Source organism: Gordonia sp. UCD-TK1 (assembly GCF_001691435.1).
GTDB lineage: Bacteria > Actinomycetota > Actinomycetes > Mycobacteriales > Mycobacteriaceae > Gordonia > Gordonia hongkongensis.
On record NZ_LZMP01000015.1, the window covers coordinates 1 to 15,764 of the forward strand.

The 15,764-nt window shown below is 63.6% G+C and carries 12 protein-coding genes; 5 read left to right on the plus strand and 7 right to left on the minus strand.

The genetic code is table 11. The features are described 5' to 3' along the window. Nucleotides 1-579: 579 nt before the first annotated feature. The 6 genes from A9310_RS10440 to A9310_RS25130 form a co-directional block, all read right to left on the minus strand. Entirely contained in the window at nt 580-1,368 is a 789-nt protein-coding gene (locus A9310_RS10440; RefSeq protein WP_065630550.1) for a DUF1883 domain-containing protein, read from the minus strand. Nucleotides 1,369-1,874: 506 nt separating this feature from the next. Next, on the minus strand, nt 1,875-2,567 hold the full coding sequence (locus tag A9310_RS10445) for a DUF3800 domain-containing protein (protein ID WP_065630551.1): 693 nt from the start codon (nt 2,565-2,567) through the stop codon (nt 1,875-1,877). A 457-nt stretch (nt 2,568-3,024) separates the two neighbouring features. Then, nucleotides 3,025-5,514, minus strand: coding sequence for a DEAD/DEAH box helicase family protein (locus tag A9310_RS10450; RefSeq protein ID WP_065630552.1), 2,490 nt, complete (start codon nt 5,512-5,514; stop codon nt 3,025-3,027). 1 nt (nt 5,515) lies between these two features. After that, a complete protein-coding gene (locus A9310_RS10455; protein ID WP_065630553.1) occupies nt 5,516-7,507 on the minus strand; it encodes a site-specific DNA-methyltransferase in 1,992 nt (663 codons plus the stop codon). 127 nt (nt 7,508-7,634) lie between these two features. Next, nucleotides 7,635-7,934, minus strand: coding sequence for a DUF4839 domain-containing protein (locus A9310_RS26580; protein WP_139104590.1), 300 nt, complete (start codon nt 7,932-7,934; stop codon nt 7,635-7,637). A gap of 484 nt (nt 7,935-8,418) precedes the next feature. Continuing rightward, the gene (locus tag A9310_RS25130; RefSeq protein WP_065630554.1) at nt 8,419-9,210 is read right to left on the minus strand and encodes a hypothetical protein; all 792 of its coding nucleotides are present in this window, start codon (nt 9,208-9,210) and stop codon (nt 8,419-8,421) included. Here A9310_RS25130 and A9310_RS25870 point away from each other — a divergent pair. The 3 genes from A9310_RS25870 to A9310_RS10475 are packed head-to-tail and all read left to right on the plus strand — an operon-like array spanning nt 9,209 to nt 11,864. Then, nucleotides 9,209-10,465, plus strand: a complete 1,257-nt coding sequence (locus A9310_RS25870) for an SMP-30/gluconolactonase/LRE family protein (protein ID WP_302621811.1) — start codon at nt 9,209-9,211, stop codon at nt 10,463-10,465. The two genes, A9310_RS25130 and A9310_RS25870, sit on opposite strands and share 2 nt — an antisense overlap. 41 nt (nt 10,466-10,506) lie before the next feature. Continuing rightward, the gene (locus A9310_RS10470) at nt 10,507-11,196 is read left to right on the plus strand and encodes a helicase associated domain-containing protein (RefSeq protein WP_065630556.1); all 690 of its coding nucleotides are present in this window, start codon (nt 10,507-10,509) and stop codon (nt 11,194-11,196) included. Continuing rightward, nucleotides 11,196-11,864, plus strand: a complete 669-nt coding sequence (locus tag A9310_RS10475) for a helicase associated domain-containing protein (RefSeq protein ID WP_065630557.1) — start codon at nt 11,196-11,198, stop codon at nt 11,862-11,864. Before A9310_RS10470 ends, A9310_RS10475 begins: the two co-directional genes overlap by 1 nt. A 179-nt stretch (nt 11,865-12,043) precedes the next feature. Here the strand turns inward: A9310_RS10475 and A9310_RS26135 are convergent, their stop codons facing one another. Continuing rightward, nucleotides 12,044-13,360: a DUF3883 domain-containing protein gene (locus A9310_RS26135; RefSeq protein WP_217492964.1), complete on the minus strand. Its 1,317-nt coding sequence runs from the start codon at nt 13,358-13,360 to the stop codon at nt 12,044-12,046. Nucleotides 13,361-13,409: 49 nt separating this feature from the next. On the opposite strand from A9310_RS26135, the gene A9310_RS10485 reads away from it, so the two are divergent. Together A9310_RS10485 and A9310_RS10490 are read left to right on the plus strand one after the other, a co-directional pair. Then, nucleotides 13,410-14,039 (plus strand): DUF6308 family protein, encoded by a 630-nt coding sequence (locus tag A9310_RS10485; RefSeq protein ID WP_065630559.1) that lies wholly within the window; start codon nt 13,410-13,412, stop codon nt 14,037-14,039. A 458-nt stretch (nt 14,040-14,497) separates the two neighbouring features. After that, a complete protein-coding gene (locus tag A9310_RS10490) occupies nt 14,498-15,580 on the plus strand; it encodes a DUF1524 domain-containing protein (RefSeq protein ID WP_065630560.1) in 1,083 nt (360 codons plus the stop codon). Nucleotides 15,581-15,764 lie beyond the last annotated feature (184 nt).

Genomic DNA, 15,764 nt, shown 5'->3' on the forward strand with positions numbered 1-15,764 from the left:
CACTCTAGTAGCGATGCTGACCGCGTTCCAATCTATTTCGGAATTGCTCGCTCCGAACCACTGACACCCGAGATCGCAGCGATGATCGACGACCTTAGGTCCAAGTCCCCTTCGCTGGGGCCAAGGCGAACGCGTCGATTCATACGGGAGCAGATGAACCAGCGCAAAGCTGCACCCGAGTTCTCATCTCTGGGTGAGTGACTGACTACGGCACAGTCCAGTCCTCGGACGCTGCATACAGACGAGGCGTGTTCGTCCTAACGGGACTTGATCTGTTCGATATTCACGGTTACCAGTACGCTGGAGTCCACCTCCGACGCCGTACCCCTAGTTGGTGTCAGATTGTCGGGTGACAACCTAGTTGAGACTTGGCCACCCTAGTCGAGACCTGATGACACGGACGTGAGACCTGCCCCACCGTGACCTGGGAACCTTTCGGCACTCCCACACGGCTGCCGTCCGGGCCGAGCCCAGTCCCGCCCAGCTCGACCGGGGGTCTTATCAATCCGTGACTTGACCCGGCGGTCACAGAGCGGGCCGGCCCAGACCTGCTGGTACGGGGCTGGGCCGGGCGCGCGATCAGGCCGCCTTGTCTCCGATCACCACAGCCGCGATCTCGTCGGCGATCGCCTCAATCTCATGGGTGGCCGTGGACAACGCCACCTTGTCGGCAAGGGACGGGCTATAGGCGCGGACCTCGTCGGCACCCACTTCGTGCCAGATCGGGAGAATTGACTGCTCGCCCGCGTTCGTGCGGGTGACGATCCCATCGAGTTCGTGGTTTGGCCAGCCTTTGCCAAAGAACGACGGCGACAACACCACGAGACCAAACCGGCTCGAGCGGATGCCCTGATCGATACGCCGACGTAGGCTCGAACCGATGCGGAGTTCTGCGACATCCAACCAGACACGGACGCCGCGCACGGCAAGCGCGTCACGGAGCGGTATCGCAACGCTCAGCTTGTCCTCGGACGCGTGAGAGAGAAAGACGTCCCACGTCTGGCCAGCCATGATGTCGTCCGAAGGCGGCTCAACAACGTCGTCGCGAACCTCGACCCGCCGAGCCGGATTGTCTTCGCGGATCGTAGGAAGAGCGCCACGGGGTGCGGGCTCAACACCGACTCCCACGCGGTAACGACCTGCGTAACCGCCGAGGTCGGTAACGATGACCCACCGGCCAGAGCTCGGGATCGTCAGCCGGACCGGCGAGCGCTTCGCGAGACCACCGGTGTACCGGTAGCGGCGACCGGACTTGTAGTTCCGGTACTCGGACTGTGTCATCAGCTGGACGTTGGCCTGACTATCGAGCGTGACAACGGCGGTCGCGCCCTTCTTCTGATGGCCGAGGTCGTGGACGGTGTGTTTCACAGGGCGCTCCTGTTGTTGGGAACGACGATGGAACCCCTACCCCCGAGTTGTTGTAGCTCGAGAACCCGCGTTGTAGCCTGTCCTTACAGCGACCAACTGTGAGACAGAACCCGGACGAGGTTGATCCCGTTCGGGATCTTGTCGTTCTGGGGTCAGTCTATCGCCCCTACCATCGACACAACAGCTTGCAAATAACATTCGTGAGATTCCCTGGTCGCGATCAGCGTGTCGCCACTGATCGGCGTGTCGACCATTGCGATCGACTGCGCTCAGTGGGCCTAGAAGATGCGGCGCATCTCCCGGTCGAGTTCGTCAGTGGCGCGGCGCAGGCCATTATCGACCTCAGCAGCCTGCCGGCCCTCGCCGACCCAGGGGCCCGGGATCTGCAAGAGCATGTCGACAGACCGGCCCACGGTAAGCGCTGTGTATTGATTAAACCTGGGGCAGAGCGTAGTGTTGCTGTCGCAGACCCCCCCACACCTGTGGATAAGGGGGTCTCGCTGTATCTAGGGGGATTTTATTTCCTGCGGGACGCGGGAAGGGTCTCGCTCGGATAGAAATTTCTCGTACCACTGCCACGCGAACTCGTTGTGAGCATGACGATCGACGTGCGAGTTTGCCGACCACGCGACCAGGTCGGCCATCTGCACCAGCTGCGATGCGGCGGAGTCGATATGCACGGCATCTTCGATGAGTCGTCTCCTACGCAGGTCGAGCCCTCGATGCGTGGTTCGGTATGTCGGATCGTTGCCGTCGCCGTCCATGAACACCAGGCCGAGGCCGCCGCTGTCAGCGAGCTCGACCTCAATTTGGGCGACGAGGTCCGCATACAGGTCTCGCTTGGTTGTGGCGATCTCGCCAGGGTTGCCGCGACGGTAAACAGCACCTACCCGCAGTCCCTCCGTGCAGCGCAGTGTCTCCAGACAGACCTCAGCGACCTCGCGGCCGAAATCCTTCCAATACTCGACGCCGGCATGGACGTGCCGGTCGGGGACGCCCCTCGAGATACGGCCGCGACCATTCACGTACTCGGTGGTGTGTAGCTCCTTGGTGACCGCGATCCTGTACTCGCGCCACAGCATCTTTCGGGTGTCGAGCCACGAGGCGAGCACTGAGCTCCAGTGGTCGGGAGGAAACTCGATCCACCCGTAGACGTGGAGGCCGCTCGCGGGGTGCCCGGAGTCGTCGACGTAGATCATCCGCTCGAGATGGGCTGGCACATCACGATCATGACCGATGCCGGCGGCGCGCCCACCGTCCGCCCCGGTGCGGCGGCTTCCGGCTGTCGACCTCACGTCCCATGAGACGTAATCGGGGGGCGGGTAGACTCCGCTTCTGCAGGTACCGCGTGCGGGCGGGCTGAGCCCTACGCCACCTTAAATCTGGATGTCGCACCACGATATGGGAGTCGGGGTCGGCCCATCACCGACGCACATAAAGTCCATGCGGTCCGTGGGTTCTTGCACCGCAACGGATTCGTGATGGCGGCTGAGAACGTCACATCGTCAGACCACACCGTTTCGCTGCCGGCCACCCCAATTCACGCGGGCGTCATTCGGTCGCGATAAGCCTGTCTAGACCCCAGTCTTTTGCCTCGGGTCGGCTGTCATCCAACAAGGCCGGACTGTCGCGCGTCGTCGTAGCAGCCGACGAGGTTCACTCAGGGTTCGTCGCAACAAGTAGCCCGGCCCAGGAGCCCACGGCGCCCCTGATATGGGTCTCGGTCGCGAAGACGTAACGCCAGGCGCCGAACTGTCCGTCGTCGCGGACTGAACGGGCCCACTGCTCAGCGGCCTCGCGCTTCCGCAGAACGTCTGCGTCGTTTGCGTTCTTGTCGGACTTGCCCTCGATGAGCCAGTACGTTCCGTCCGTGTCGAGGGCTATGAAGTCCGGGAAGTACGAACCATCGGTGGTTGGTATGTAAGCGGGCCCGTTGGTGTAGACACGCAGCCACCACACGATCGCGGGATCACGGTCGAGCAAATGCGCGAGCGCCCACTCCGTTGTCCCCGCATCGAAGGATGCAACCGGCATGACGTTGTGCTGCCAGCCGACGAACTGGAGGTGCTTCACGAACGAGTCGTTGTAGGCGTCCCTCGCGTTTGGGTCAACTAGCACCGGCTCGACCGGGAGGGTGATGGGCACGAGTTCATGCTTCATCTGGGTCTTTCGACCGGCGTAGGCCTCTTTGACCAAAACAGCCATACCTGCGACGGCCTGCTGGCGGCGGATCTCGCCCCACTCGGCCGTCTCGGTCTGAACGGTGACACCAGCACCCTTCAGGAACGCCTTGACTAAGCGACGTGCGGCATTCTTCTCGGCCCGCTCCTGCATGACGCCGGGGTGACGGAAGATCGCCGCTGTTAGGTCCTCCCTGATTGTGTCGATCCCCGTGAGCGCCTGCTGGGCTTCGGCGTGCGCCTGCGGAGTGACCTTGATCGTGACGTCCTCCCCTTCACGCGACGCGACCAGCGCATCACGAACAAGGAAGGTCGGCACCTCGGTGATGAACCGTGCGCCTGCGGCCTCCGCATCTCCGTCGGCGATGTCGGAGAGGCTGAACGAGGCGTACGCCAAGCGGGCCTCACGACGGGGAAACGTGATCTGGGGAGCGCCCGCTGTCCGTCCTTGCGGCTGCGGGGTAGGCTCCGAAGTCCGAGATTCGGTCTCGGCAAGGAAGAGTCCCGGTTGCTCCTCCCCCGACTGGTCCCCGTCGTCAGCCATCGTGAACGTCACCTGATCGTCGAAGCCAGGTTGGGCTTCTGTGTCGTTTTCTTGCTCGGTGACAGGCGTTACTGCTGCGGCGGTTGGCTTCGTCGGGTCCGGCACGGGAAGTCCGCCCGCCGTGGTGGCTGCGCCCTGGGCATCCACCTCGACCGCGGCGGGCGGCGTCTGAATCCTCTGTCGCAACACGTCTTTCTGAGCCAGCAACTGCTGATACGAGTCGTGAGCCACGAGGTCGACCTGATCGACGGGCAGCGAACCAGTTCGGGTGCCGAATGGAAGTCGGAGGCCGCGGCCCAGGATCTGTTCAGTGAGAGTTTGGGATGCTAGCTTCCGCAGGGCGACGATGACGGCAATGTTCTTCACGTCCCAGCCTTCGCGGAGCATGTTGACACTCACGATCGCGCGGATGGGGGACGTTTCGGCCTCGACCTCCGAGAGGGAGGTGAGGGCCTCGTCGGACGACTGGGAGGTGATCTCCAAGACGGCTGATGGGTCGCCGATGTAACCCTGCTGGGCGAGCAACTGGCCGACCTCGCTGGCGTGTTCAATGCTGGACGCGACAACGAACAGAACTGGCCGGACAGCGGGCGCTTCGAGATTCAGAGCGCGGAAAGCCAGGTACGCGGCCTCCTTGACGCGCAGCAACTGACAGGCGTCGCCGAGTTGCGTCCGCTCGTCCTTGGTACCGTCCTTGCGGTAGACAATGACGGGGATTTTGACGTGACCGTCCGCTATGGCTTCGCCGAGCGTGTACTGGAAGACCACCTTGGCGAGGTCCGCCTTGTTCGGTGTCGCGGTCAGGCCTACGAGACCGACCGGTTGCAGGTCGCGGATCGCGCCCGAGAACGCCTTGGCCTTTTCGTGGTAGACGTGATGCTCGTCGGCGATAACCAGGAGGTCGTCGGCGTGTTCCAGGTATGAGTAGAGGTCGTCGCCGAGGTTCTCATCGGTATCTCGCACCTTCCGCGACACCTTATCGGTGGGTCGGATTAGCTGCTGAACGTTGAACACGAACACCTTCAGCTCCTCGGAGTCGCGTAGCGCGGCACCGACGGCACCTGTCTGGAAGTTGTCAGGTGTAATCACGACCGGCTGATGATCCGCGCCGCCCACGTACTTCGCGGACGCGGCGTCGAAGTTCGCCAACGTCTTGTTCTGGATGACGCTGCCCGGCGTCACAACCAGGACGTGACGGATGCCCTGCGCTGCCACGTAATCGACGAGGGAGGACATCAGGTAGGTCTTCCCCACACCGGTGGCGAGATCGGTCACCAATTCAGGGAGCGCAGCCGCTTCCTGGGTGGAGTTTGCCAACGCCTTGACAACCGCCTCCAACGCACGCTTGTTCGGGTCGCGGAGGTCGAAACGCGCAGCGATCTCGTTGATTAGTGCCTCGTCGTAGGTGATGCCGACCGTCATGTCACTTCACCGTCCTCATCAGAAATAGGTCTCGAGGCGCCTTCTTCATCCGTGAGCCCGGCGACAACTCCGTCAGCAGCGACTCCGCGTCGGCAAGCACCACCTTCGCCACAACGACAGCGCGCTCTTTCTCACCGAGGTGCTCCAGCACCGTGCGAACGACGACCTCATCTGCCACGCCATCAATGACGGCCAGCCGCTGCCGTCCGCGGACACCGCAGAACACTGGGTGGCCAGGCGTGAGTGTGAATCGCAACTGGGCGGCGACCGACTGCGACCACGCGCCGTTCGTGGCTTCGGCCGACAGGTACACGTCGCCGTCCTCGTCGTCGACCTCATACATCGACGGCCCAACAACGAGGTGAGTGAATCCACCACCGCCGTGCCAGATCTGCGTCTTCGTGGGCTTCGTTCGTACAGCATTCCTGAGGGCGTTCAGCGTGGCCTCGTCGAGGTCCATCTCAGCCGTCTCCACGTGCTCAATCACCTGCTTCAGAAGGCTCGCGAACTCGTGAGCTTTGTCTGGAAACATCCCTTCGGGAAGTTCGACTTCCTCACCGGACCTGTTAATCCATGGCACACGGGCGTGCTCGTAAGTGACGCCGCCGCCGTCGGTCCCGTTCACGACACTCGTCAGCCGGGCTCGGGTGTACTTGGCCACCGTTGCATCCCGCATCTCGCACGTCAGCCAGCGGCGCCCCATCTTGTGGGCGACCGCTGCGGTGGTTCCGGAGCCTGCGAAACAGTCCAACACGAGGTCACCGGGGTCTGTTGCGATGTGAATTACTCGTTGCAGCAACCGCTCGGGCTTGGGGGTATCGAAGGCGTGGTCGCCGGGGAAGAGTGCCTTAATCTCCGACTTCGCTGTGCGGTTCGAGCCAACCTCGTCGAATCGCCACCAAGTGGTCGGAACAGACCCACCCTTCGGGATGCGAAGTTTGAACCCGACTCCGCCTTCCCCACCGGATCGCAGGATGATGTCGGGCCAATTGCCTGCCTCGTATCGTTTCCGGGCCTGCCGCGCCGCGTCTTTTAAGGGCGCCGCGAGCATGACCGCGGGAACAGAAGGGCGAATCTCCTCGACGCCGATTCCGCACACATTGGCACGCGCCTCAGCGTCATCGATGTCCCGCAACTCGTAGGGTGCGTATTCGCCCATCTGCGCGAGAATCCAGTCCTGGGACTTTGCCCAGTGCCGACTTTTCGTTGGGTAGATGAGCCGACCCGTGATCGGGTGTTGGATCGCGTGGATGTAGTCGTGGTGCTTCCTGTCACCTCGAACGGTGGTTGGACCATCAAACCATCGCCGGGGATCTCCGTCCGGCGAGGTGTACTTGACGTCTAGAGCCGCCGCCCGCTTCATCCGGTTCGGAACCCACGCTTCGCTCTTTCTGTAAACAAGCAGAACGTCGTGAGAGATCGAGAAGCCTCGGTTGTTGCTGCGGGTGTTATCGGCCTTTTGCCAGGCGACTTCGGCAACGAAGTTCGCGGCACCGAAGACTTCGTCGAGCACAACGCGGCACCGGTGCGACTCGACATGGTCGAGGTGGACCCACACAGACCCGTCCGAAGCCATCAACGGCTTGATCTGGCGCAGACGGTCTCGGAGCATCGTTAGCCAGATCGAGTGCTCGATGTTGTCTTCGTAATTGTCGAATGTCTGCCCTGTGTTGAATGGCGGGTCGATGTACACCAGTTTCACGCTGCCAAGGTATTTGTGTGACCACTCGGGCGTCTTCGCCAGCGCGTCGAGGACGTGCATCGCGTCGCCTGTTACGAGGAGGTTGTCCCTGGTCGGCTTCGGGAGGCCATCCGGGCGATTTTCTGGGGTTGGAACTTCGATGCGGTCAACCTCACGGATGAGCCGGACTTCACGGACTCTCGGGTCGTCGCGGTCCGTGAAGGTGTAGTCGTACTTGCCGTCGCCGGTCGACAGGAGCGCCTTGTCTTTGTCGGTCCAGGTCAGCTCCAACCGGCCTTGATGCTTGCCCATCGCTCACCCGTCTACGCAATCCCAGGGGCGCCAAAGTCTGCCCCTCTCGGTCGTCGATCCTAGTGGTCGCCGTGAGTGGCGGAAATTTCCGAGTAGGCCGAGAGGCGACCACGGGAACTCATATGTTTCAGATTGATGTCACCCGACAGTAGCGGTCGATTTCGGGCGTGATGCTCAGGTTCGTCTCCACGCCGATCGTGTCTGGCACTGGTCCGTCCCAGTGAAGATCGTTGGTGGCGTTCTCATCACGGCACTGAGAGCCCGACCCGGGCGCCGCCGCAGCGTCGCCCGCGTTGATAGAGATTTCGCATCTTTGCGTCCCGTGCGGTGTCGTCTCGCCGATTCTGCCGGGGAACCTGCTCGTTTGACCACGATGAGCCGCAGCAAAACGCTGCGATACCCGGCGACCAGTACGCGGCCATGAGATCTATTTGCTACTCACGGAGAGGCTCTCTGGACGGAACCCTGCATAGTGCGAGGGGGTGGGCTCCCTGCCCACCCCCCTTCGAAGCTACTTAGAAACCGTCACGAACAGCTGCGCTGCCATGATGAGGATCTGAATGACGCCCACGATCACTGTGAGTGCCAGCATGTTCACCTCCCCTCCGAGGTCCGTATGAACTTCTCTCATCCACCGCCGGGCATGGATCAGCCCCGCGGCAGCAGAATTCATAGGAGACCCTCAGAGTTGGAGGGACGGTTAACTTATCAGGCTGATCACCCAAAGACAAGCAGAGGAAGGAAAAGTCAGGTCGTCGAGTTGCCCCGCGCCGTTTTGAGACCGCAGTCGCGATCCCCACCTCGCGCGCACTCACGCTTCTGGGCCTCGAGTGGACCTCGCGTAGATCGGTCCAGAATTGATCCGCAACCATCAGCAATCATGTGAGGCAGGCTGCGGATACGGCAGTCGGTCACCGCGTGAATGTGATGGCGTATCCGGCCAGACCATTGATCTGCAGGTTGTACTCAACACCGTCAAGCGTTGTCATGGTCCAGCCGTCCTTGACGCTCACCGACTCGCCCACAGGCATCCCTTCAGCACGCCCGACCGCGAACGAGTCGATGTCGCCGTCGGTCACTGACTCAACGCCGGTTCCGCCTTGTTCGACGTTGGTGGCCTGCCCGTGGATCATACCCACTGCTAACTCTGGCGAGGTGTTCTTGATGGTGACCGGGAAGTAGACGCTCACGGCCTGCGGAGGCCGCTCATACATGATGTCCGCGTCCTGACTCGGCGTGAACTCGACCGGTGCGCCCACGGTGATCTCCAACTCCACCTCGCCCGACCGCACACTGTCGCGGTAGATCGCGGTCTGGCCGAACTTGCATGTATCTTCAACCGGCGTCGTCTCGCAGATCATCGGGTCAGCCGTCGAGGAGGGTTCCGCCTCTCCTTCCGGAGCAGGCTGCGCGGTGTTCGAGGCCGCCTCGGCATCGGCCTGGGATGCCGCGCTGTCGTCTTCCAATAGCGCCCCGGCGGTGATGATGCTGACCAGGATGACAGCGGCGCCACCAAGTGCGGCCCATAATCGCCAGGGCGGCTTCGGCTTTGGTCGACGGAAGGTCATGGTGGTTCGCAGGCGGCCCTCCTGCTGGGTGACCAGCTCCCAGCCGTCCTGCTGCTTGCTTGCGATCGTTTTCGACTCGGTGCCCCGGATTGCCTTGATCTCAGTGACCTCGTACCGTGTTCCCTCGCCGGCCATGCTCTTCCCGTCCTTCGCTAGCAGTGTTGTGGTGAACCCGTATCCACGGACAGGGAATACAGATGCAGTGTGCACTATCCGGTGCGCGTGCCCGACAGGTCCACGGCCAGTCCGGGAACTCAGCGTTGATCAGCTGGACGTGTGGTCGGGGCTCGTCGATCTCGGCTTACACTTCGTGGTCGTGCCACTGCGGAAACAGGGACTCTCCCCTGCCAGGCGACAGATTCGACCACCCCGCGGCGACCAGCGCCCGTCTGAGCTACCGACAACCACGCAACTCCAACCGCTTGGCGTGGGAACGGCCGAAGATGTGGTGGTCGACAGAGATGGGTTCTTGATCTGCGGCGTCACTGGTGGTGCGATCGTGCGAGTCCACCCTTTCACCGGCGAACTGGAAACCATCGCAGACACCGGTGGCCGGCCGCTGGGCCTGGAGGTGTGCGACGACGAACGGCTGATCGTGTGTGATGCGCACAAGGGGCTGTTGCGGGTGGATCAGGCTACGGGCGAGATCGAGACGTTGGTCGACCAGGTCGATGGCGTTCGGCTGCGGTTCTGCTCGAACGCCACGGCCGGCCCGGACGGCACGGTGTGGTTCACCGAGTCGACTGACCGGTTCGACTTCGAGCACTACATGGGCGCGCTGCTGGAGCACCGGCCGTCGGGACGACTCTTCCGCCGCGATCCGGACGGAACAGTGACGACGGTCCTCGATGGCCTCTACTTCCCCAACGGGGTTGCCCTCGCACCTGACCGGCGGTCGCTGCTGTTCACCGAAACGGGCAACTACAGCCTGTCTCGGCTGTGGTTGACCGGGCCCCGTCAGGGCGAGGTCGAGGTGCTGCTGTCGAACATGCACGGGTTCCCCGACAACATGTCGCGCTTCGCCGACGGCCGATCGTGGATCGCGATGACCAACCCCCGCAACACAGCGCTCGACCGGTCAGCAAACTGGCCCGGGTTCATCCGCTCGGCGATCTGGCGGCTCCCGGACGTCCTGCGCCCCAATCCGGAGGCGATCGTGTGGGCGGTGTGCGTCGATCCCGACGGCCGGGTGGTTGATGAGGTCCGCGGCGTGCATCCGTCGTTCGACACCTCTACCGGCGCAGTTGAACACGACGGCAGGTTGTACCTGGCGAGCGTGTGGCAGGACTCGCTGTTGTCGATCGACCTCCGCGACAGGGACTCGGATGATCTGACGAGTTGCGCCGCTCGTGCAAACACTCTGTGGCGCAACGAGGCCGATGATCGGTGACGCTGATCCGGGGTGCTGATCGAGTGAGCTGGTGAGCTGCGATGAGTAGTTATGAGGAGCGGTTCGAGGCGGGGATCGCGCATCTGCGCCGCTACGTCGCGGCGCACGGTTGCAGCTCGCCGCCGCACGGGGCGATGATCGACGGGTTTCTGATCGGGAGTTGGGTCGGCAGCCGGCGTACCGAGTATCGCCGGGGTCGGTTGTCGGCCGAGCGGATCCGCCGTATCGAGACCGAGTTCCCCGACTGGCGGTGGAATGTACGGGAGGCGATGTTCGACGTCGGGTTGGCGCATCTGCGCCGCTACGTCGCCTCCCATGGGACGAGCCGCGTGGGCTTCGACGAGGTGGTCGACGGATTCCCGTTGGGGCAGTGGGCGCGGGATCGTCGCGCCGACTACCGCACAGGCCGGCTGTCGGCCGAGCGGATCGAGCTGTTCGAGCGCGAGTTCCCTGACTGGCAATGGACCCCTCAGACCGCAGTATTCGCGGCCGCGTTCGAGACCGGGATCGAGCACCTGCATCGCTACGTCGCCGTGCACGGCACGCCCAACGCCCGCCGGCGTGATGTGATCGACGGATTCCTGATCGGCACCTGGGTGCAGAGCCGCCGCGCCGACTACCGCAAAGGCCGGCTGTCGGCCGAGCGGATCCGCCGCCTAGAGACCGAATTCCCGGACTGGCAGTGGACCATCCGAACCAGCTCGACTCAGGGCACGATCGGTGAGCTGTGATGGGTAGTGCTGAGGACCGGCGGTTCGAGGTCGGGATCGAGCACCTGCACGACTACGTCGCCGCACACGGTTCGACATCTCCCCCGCGCGGCGCGAGGATCGACGGGTACCCGATCGATGTGTGGGTGGACAGCAGGCGCACCGACTACCGCAAGGGCCGCCTGTCCGCTGAGCGGATCGAACGGCTCGAGACCGAGTTCCCGGACTGGCGGTGGAGTGTGTACGACGCGCAGTTCGACGTCGGGTTGGCGCATCTGCGTCGCTACGTCGCCACCCATGGGACGAGCCTCGTGGGTCAGCACGAGGTGTTCGACGAATTCGCCCTCGGACAGTGGGTGACGAATCGTCGCGCCGACTACCGCAAAGGCCGGTTACGTGCGGACCGGGTCGCGTTGTTCGAGCGCGAGTTTCCGGATTGGCAGTGGTCGCCGCAGGTCGCGTCGTCCGCGGCCGCGTTCGAGGCCGGGGTCGCGCACCTGCATCGGTATGTCGCCGCGCACGGCACCAGCAACGCCCGCCATCGGGCTGTGATCGACGGGTTCGCGATCGGGCAGTGGGTCGCCAACCGGCGCGCCGACTACCGTAAGGGCCGCCTGTCGGCCGAGCGGATCCGCCGCATTGAAACCGAGTTCCCAGACTGGCGGTGGACCACGCAGCATCGCTCCTGACCGGACATGAGGTCGACGGGGCGAGAAGCGCAAGACGCTGACGAGGGAGCCGGCGCACTACTCTCCCGCCCCAACGGGCCGGGCGATCGGTCCACTGAGGTCAAGAACCGCTACACCAGCCGCCGCAAGGTCCGCTGTCATCGACGTTCTGCGTGATCGTGAACAGCTGGGTCGGTCGGTCAGACGACATCACTGTCTCCCAGGTCCCAACGGTATTGCAGCGCAGTCAGAGTGCCGGTGTCCGGGTCGAACGGCATGATGAGCACCTCGCCGGCCTCCTGGTCTACGATCCCGTCGCTGGTGAATCGCATTCCTGACCAGATACCAATGACGCAGTTTCCGCGGTGTCGTCGGGCATGCTCGACTTCGCCACGAGTCAGGAACACCGCGTCTCCGTTGCTCTGCGTGCCCTTCGCTTCGAGATAGAGCGTTTGCCTGCCTTTGGTGGCGACAGCGTCGTAAGGCCCGTCGTAGCGGGTGTCGCGCACCACCCATCCCTCATCTCGGTAGTGGTCCATAAGCCAGTCCTGGGCTGCGTCCTCGATGGCTTTGCGTCTGGCGGCGTCGTCGAGCCTCCCCTGTCCCCCACCTGGTGGGTGGGTGTTGCCGACGTGCTCTGACCACATCGCTTGGAGGTCAGCGACCACATTGGAGTGGATCTCCGTGCCGCTGCTCATCGGTGTCCAGTTCTGTGCGGGAAACTCCTCCTGGAGTTGGTCAGTCGGCAACATGTCGTCGGGTTCGACGAGTCGGTCCCACAGGACATCGACGTAGTTGGTCGTCGCGCCGCTGTTGTCCCAGTGCGCGTCGGTGTAGATGATCTCGTCGTGAACTCCCGACGGATCGGCGAAGTCGACCGCCTCGCCGCTGCCGATGAGACCTCGCCCTCTCGTCCCCTGACGCAGCAGAAACACCCGGTCCCCGCGCCGGATTCCCGTCCTTCTGCTGCCGGTCGACCACCGCCCATCGACTGTGTGTCCTTCCTCGGTGGTCAGAACACACTCGTGGTAGTCGGCCCAGTCCGAGTTATCGGGATTCCAGGTGAGCAAGAATGCGCGATGCCCCGCAACGGATTCCGAACTCCCCGCGGTTTCAGGCTCCGCGACGTAGTTGATGGCATTTCGGCCGCGGTGGATCGTTGGTTGATCGACGAGGAGGTCATAGAGGGGGTCAGCGGAGGTGAGCGGTTCGCCGATCAACGCGATCTTGGTGGCTTTGGGGCCGGGGTCGGAGACCCGTTCGTAGCCGTTGATCTTGTATGCCGCCACTGTCCGGTCATCGTGAACGAACGTCGCGTAGGTCTCCTCGGCAATCCTTGCCTCGTTGAGGTCCCACCGCCCGCGGTTGTGCTGCCACAATTCCCGGTCGCCGACTGACGGGTCGAAACCGCACCATGATCGACCCAATGAGTCAGATGCGATCTGCTCGGGTGTGTGATCGATTCGGTCGCTTAATCTGATTTGGATCACCATGCCGTGAGTCTTCCAGACGCGCAAGCGCTTCGGCTCGCTGTTCTATCGGGTGTTACGTGGCAGGGTTTGGATCATGACGATCATTGTCCCGACGACGCTTACCATCGATGACCCGCGCCCGGCCGCAGCGGTGCTGCGCACCTACTTCGGCGACCCATACCCTGGCACCGCTTATACCGGCGCTGTCTTCGACAGCTGGGATTCCACCGGCACGCGGGAATCTGACTCCGACGTCTTCACTGCCGATGACCTCGTGGCCATCGGTTTCCTTTCTGTCGATGCCGGACCCGCCGCCGCTCGAGCGCTCCTCCTCGAGCGCCGTGACGAATTCTCCAGCTACCTCGCCGCGGTGGGACCCGATCGCGACCTCGCCGACGAACCAGGCCCTCTCGATCCCACCTGGCCCGCGTGGGTCCTCGACACCCAGCTGCGCACTGTCGCTGGCATCGGCGCCACCATCGCCTCCAAGTTGATCGCCCGCAAACGACCTCGTCTCTATCCCATCTGGGACACCGTCGTGGTCGACGTCCTCGGTACCCGAGGCGGCGCGCATCTGGTGCCCATCCACCAGGCACTGACAGGAAATCCCCCGCTTCGGCAACGTCTCCGAGCTGCCAGAGACGCCGCAGGCCTCCCTGAACACATCAGTGAGCTGCGCATACTCGACACCCTGGCGTGGATGCAAGGAAGCAGCAGATCATAGCTGGGCTGAGCCGTGTGTACAGCGGGCAATTGTGCGGCCCGGGTCGCCTTCCGGCACATCATTCCGCGACGCGGGAGTATCGGGGCACGTGAATTTCGGTGTCGTAAGCCAGCATTCGTTTTAGATGCCGTCGCGCTGTGCGGTACCTACGAGACGACTACGCTGGCTGCCCAGACCATCGCGAGACTGCCCATGGACCAGGCCAATCGCTGCATCGAACCAAGTTCTGACCGATAGTGGACCATCCGAGCTCACACCTGATCGACGGCGGCGGAGGCAACGGATTCAAAATCCGTCCAGTGTCAGTTCGAGTACGGCCGAGGGCACCGAAGCAAACGTGGGACAGGATTGTCCGGTTTCGTAACGTTGTCCGAGTGGGTTGCTATAGCTAGGTGACATTGCATCGGCCATTGCGTGCCGGTCGCCGTTTTCGTGAAAGGCTCTCCCGCTCAATGGCTATGCCACAGGTCTCCCCTGCCGTCTCCTCGACAGAGTCGCCGGCCACCCCTTCACCTCGCAGGATTCGCCCTCGGGTCCTGGTCGGTAGCTGTGCCGCTGTCCTGGCCCTGACGTTGGGGGCGTGCGGGACGACCGAGACGACCACCGAGCGGGTCGCTGACACCTCGACCTTGCCTGCGACCTCGACCTCGGACGCCCCGACGTCGGAAGTGTCGTTGCCCACGGCAACACCAGTGGTCACAGTGTCGGCGGCGCCAGCCGCAAACCGGGCGCTGGCCACACTGGACACTCTCGCGGTGAAGGGTCGCGCACCCAAGACCGGGTACGACCGGGATCTGTTCGGGCAAGCCTGGACCGACGACGTGAACGTCGACAGCGGCCACAACGGGTGCGACACCCGCAACGACATCCTGCGCCGCGATCTGACCAACATCGTGCTCAAGCCCGGCTCGAACGGCTGCGCCGTCCAGTCCGGGACACTCGCCGACCCCTACACCGGTCGGACCATCACCTTCACCCGTGGTCAGCAAACCTCCTCGGCGGTGCAGATCGACCACGTCGTCGCTTTGTCGGATGCGTGGCAGAAGGGCGCACAACAGCTCTCCCCCGCTCAACGGGCCGACTTCGCCAACGATCCGCGCAACCTGCAAGCCACCGACGGTCCCACCAACCAGCAGAAGGGCGACGGTGACGCCGCGACCTGGCTGCCGCCGAACCGCTCCTACCGCTGCACCTACGTCGCCCGTCAGGTCGAGGTCAAAGCCGCCTACAAGCTGTGGGTGACCCAGGCCGAACGGGACGCCATCACCCGCGTCCTGACCAGTTGCGGCGCCGCGGTACCGGCACCGACGACCCGCCAGGTTCCCAACACCCGTACCTCGACCGCGCCGCCGATCCCTGAGCCGAGTTACACCCCGCCGACGACGACTTACAACCCGCCGCCGGCGGCTGAGGCGCCGTCGTCGGTCTACTACGCCAACTGCTCGGCAGTCCGCGCCGCGGGCGCGGCCCCGATCTACGCCGGCCAACCCGGTTACAGCAGCAAGCTCGACCGCGACGGCGACGGCGTCGCCTGCGAGTAGCGCTGACCGTCAACGTCACTCGAGAGGAATACCGCGAGTTGGTCCGCCGTTAAGTGGTGTGACGGTGGCGGGCTCATTGCCCCGGGCCTCACCCCTTTTCGCCGCCGCGTGCGGCCACACGCCGAGAGGCGCACTGACCGGCACCGTCCATCTACACACTGAGGCCGTCGACCCACTCGGGTCG

What these genes read in the sequence shown, in the direction of transcription:
- A9310_RS10445 (WP_065630551.1), bottom strand. Translation starts at nt 2,567, where the DNA reads ATGATCTACGTCGACGACTCCGGGCACCCCGCGAGCGGCCTCCACGTC.
- A9310_RS10450 (WP_065630552.1), bottom strand. Translation starts at nt 5,514, where the DNA reads ATGACGGTCGGCATCACCTACGACGAGGCACTAATCAACGAGATCGCT.
- A9310_RS10455 (WP_065630553.1), bottom strand. Translation starts at nt 7,507, where the DNA reads ATGGGCAAGCATCAAGGCCGGTTGGAGCTGACCTGGACCGACAAAGAC.
- A9310_RS25870 (WP_302621811.1), top strand. Translation starts at nt 9,209, where the DNA reads ATGCTCTTCCCGTCCTTCGCTAGCAGTGTTGTGGTGAACCCGTATCCA.
- A9310_RS25130 (WP_065630554.1), bottom strand. Translation starts at nt 9,210, where the DNA reads ATGGCCGGCGAGGGAACACGGTACGAGGTCACTGAGATCAAGGCAATC.
- A9310_RS10470 (WP_065630556.1), top strand. Translation starts at nt 10,507, where the DNA reads ATGAGTAGTTATGAGGAGCGGTTCGAGGCGGGGATCGCGCATCTGCGC.
- A9310_RS10475 (WP_065630557.1), top strand. Translation starts at nt 11,196, where the DNA reads ATGGGTAGTGCTGAGGACCGGCGGTTCGAGGTCGGGATCGAGCACCTG.
- A9310_RS10485 (WP_065630559.1), top strand. Translation starts at nt 13,410, where the DNA reads ATGACGATCATTGTCCCGACGACGCTTACCATCGATGACCCGCGCCCG.
- A9310_RS10490 (WP_065630560.1), top strand. Translation starts at nt 14,498, where the DNA reads ATGCCACAGGTCTCCCCTGCCGTCTCCTCGACAGAGTCGCCGGCCACC.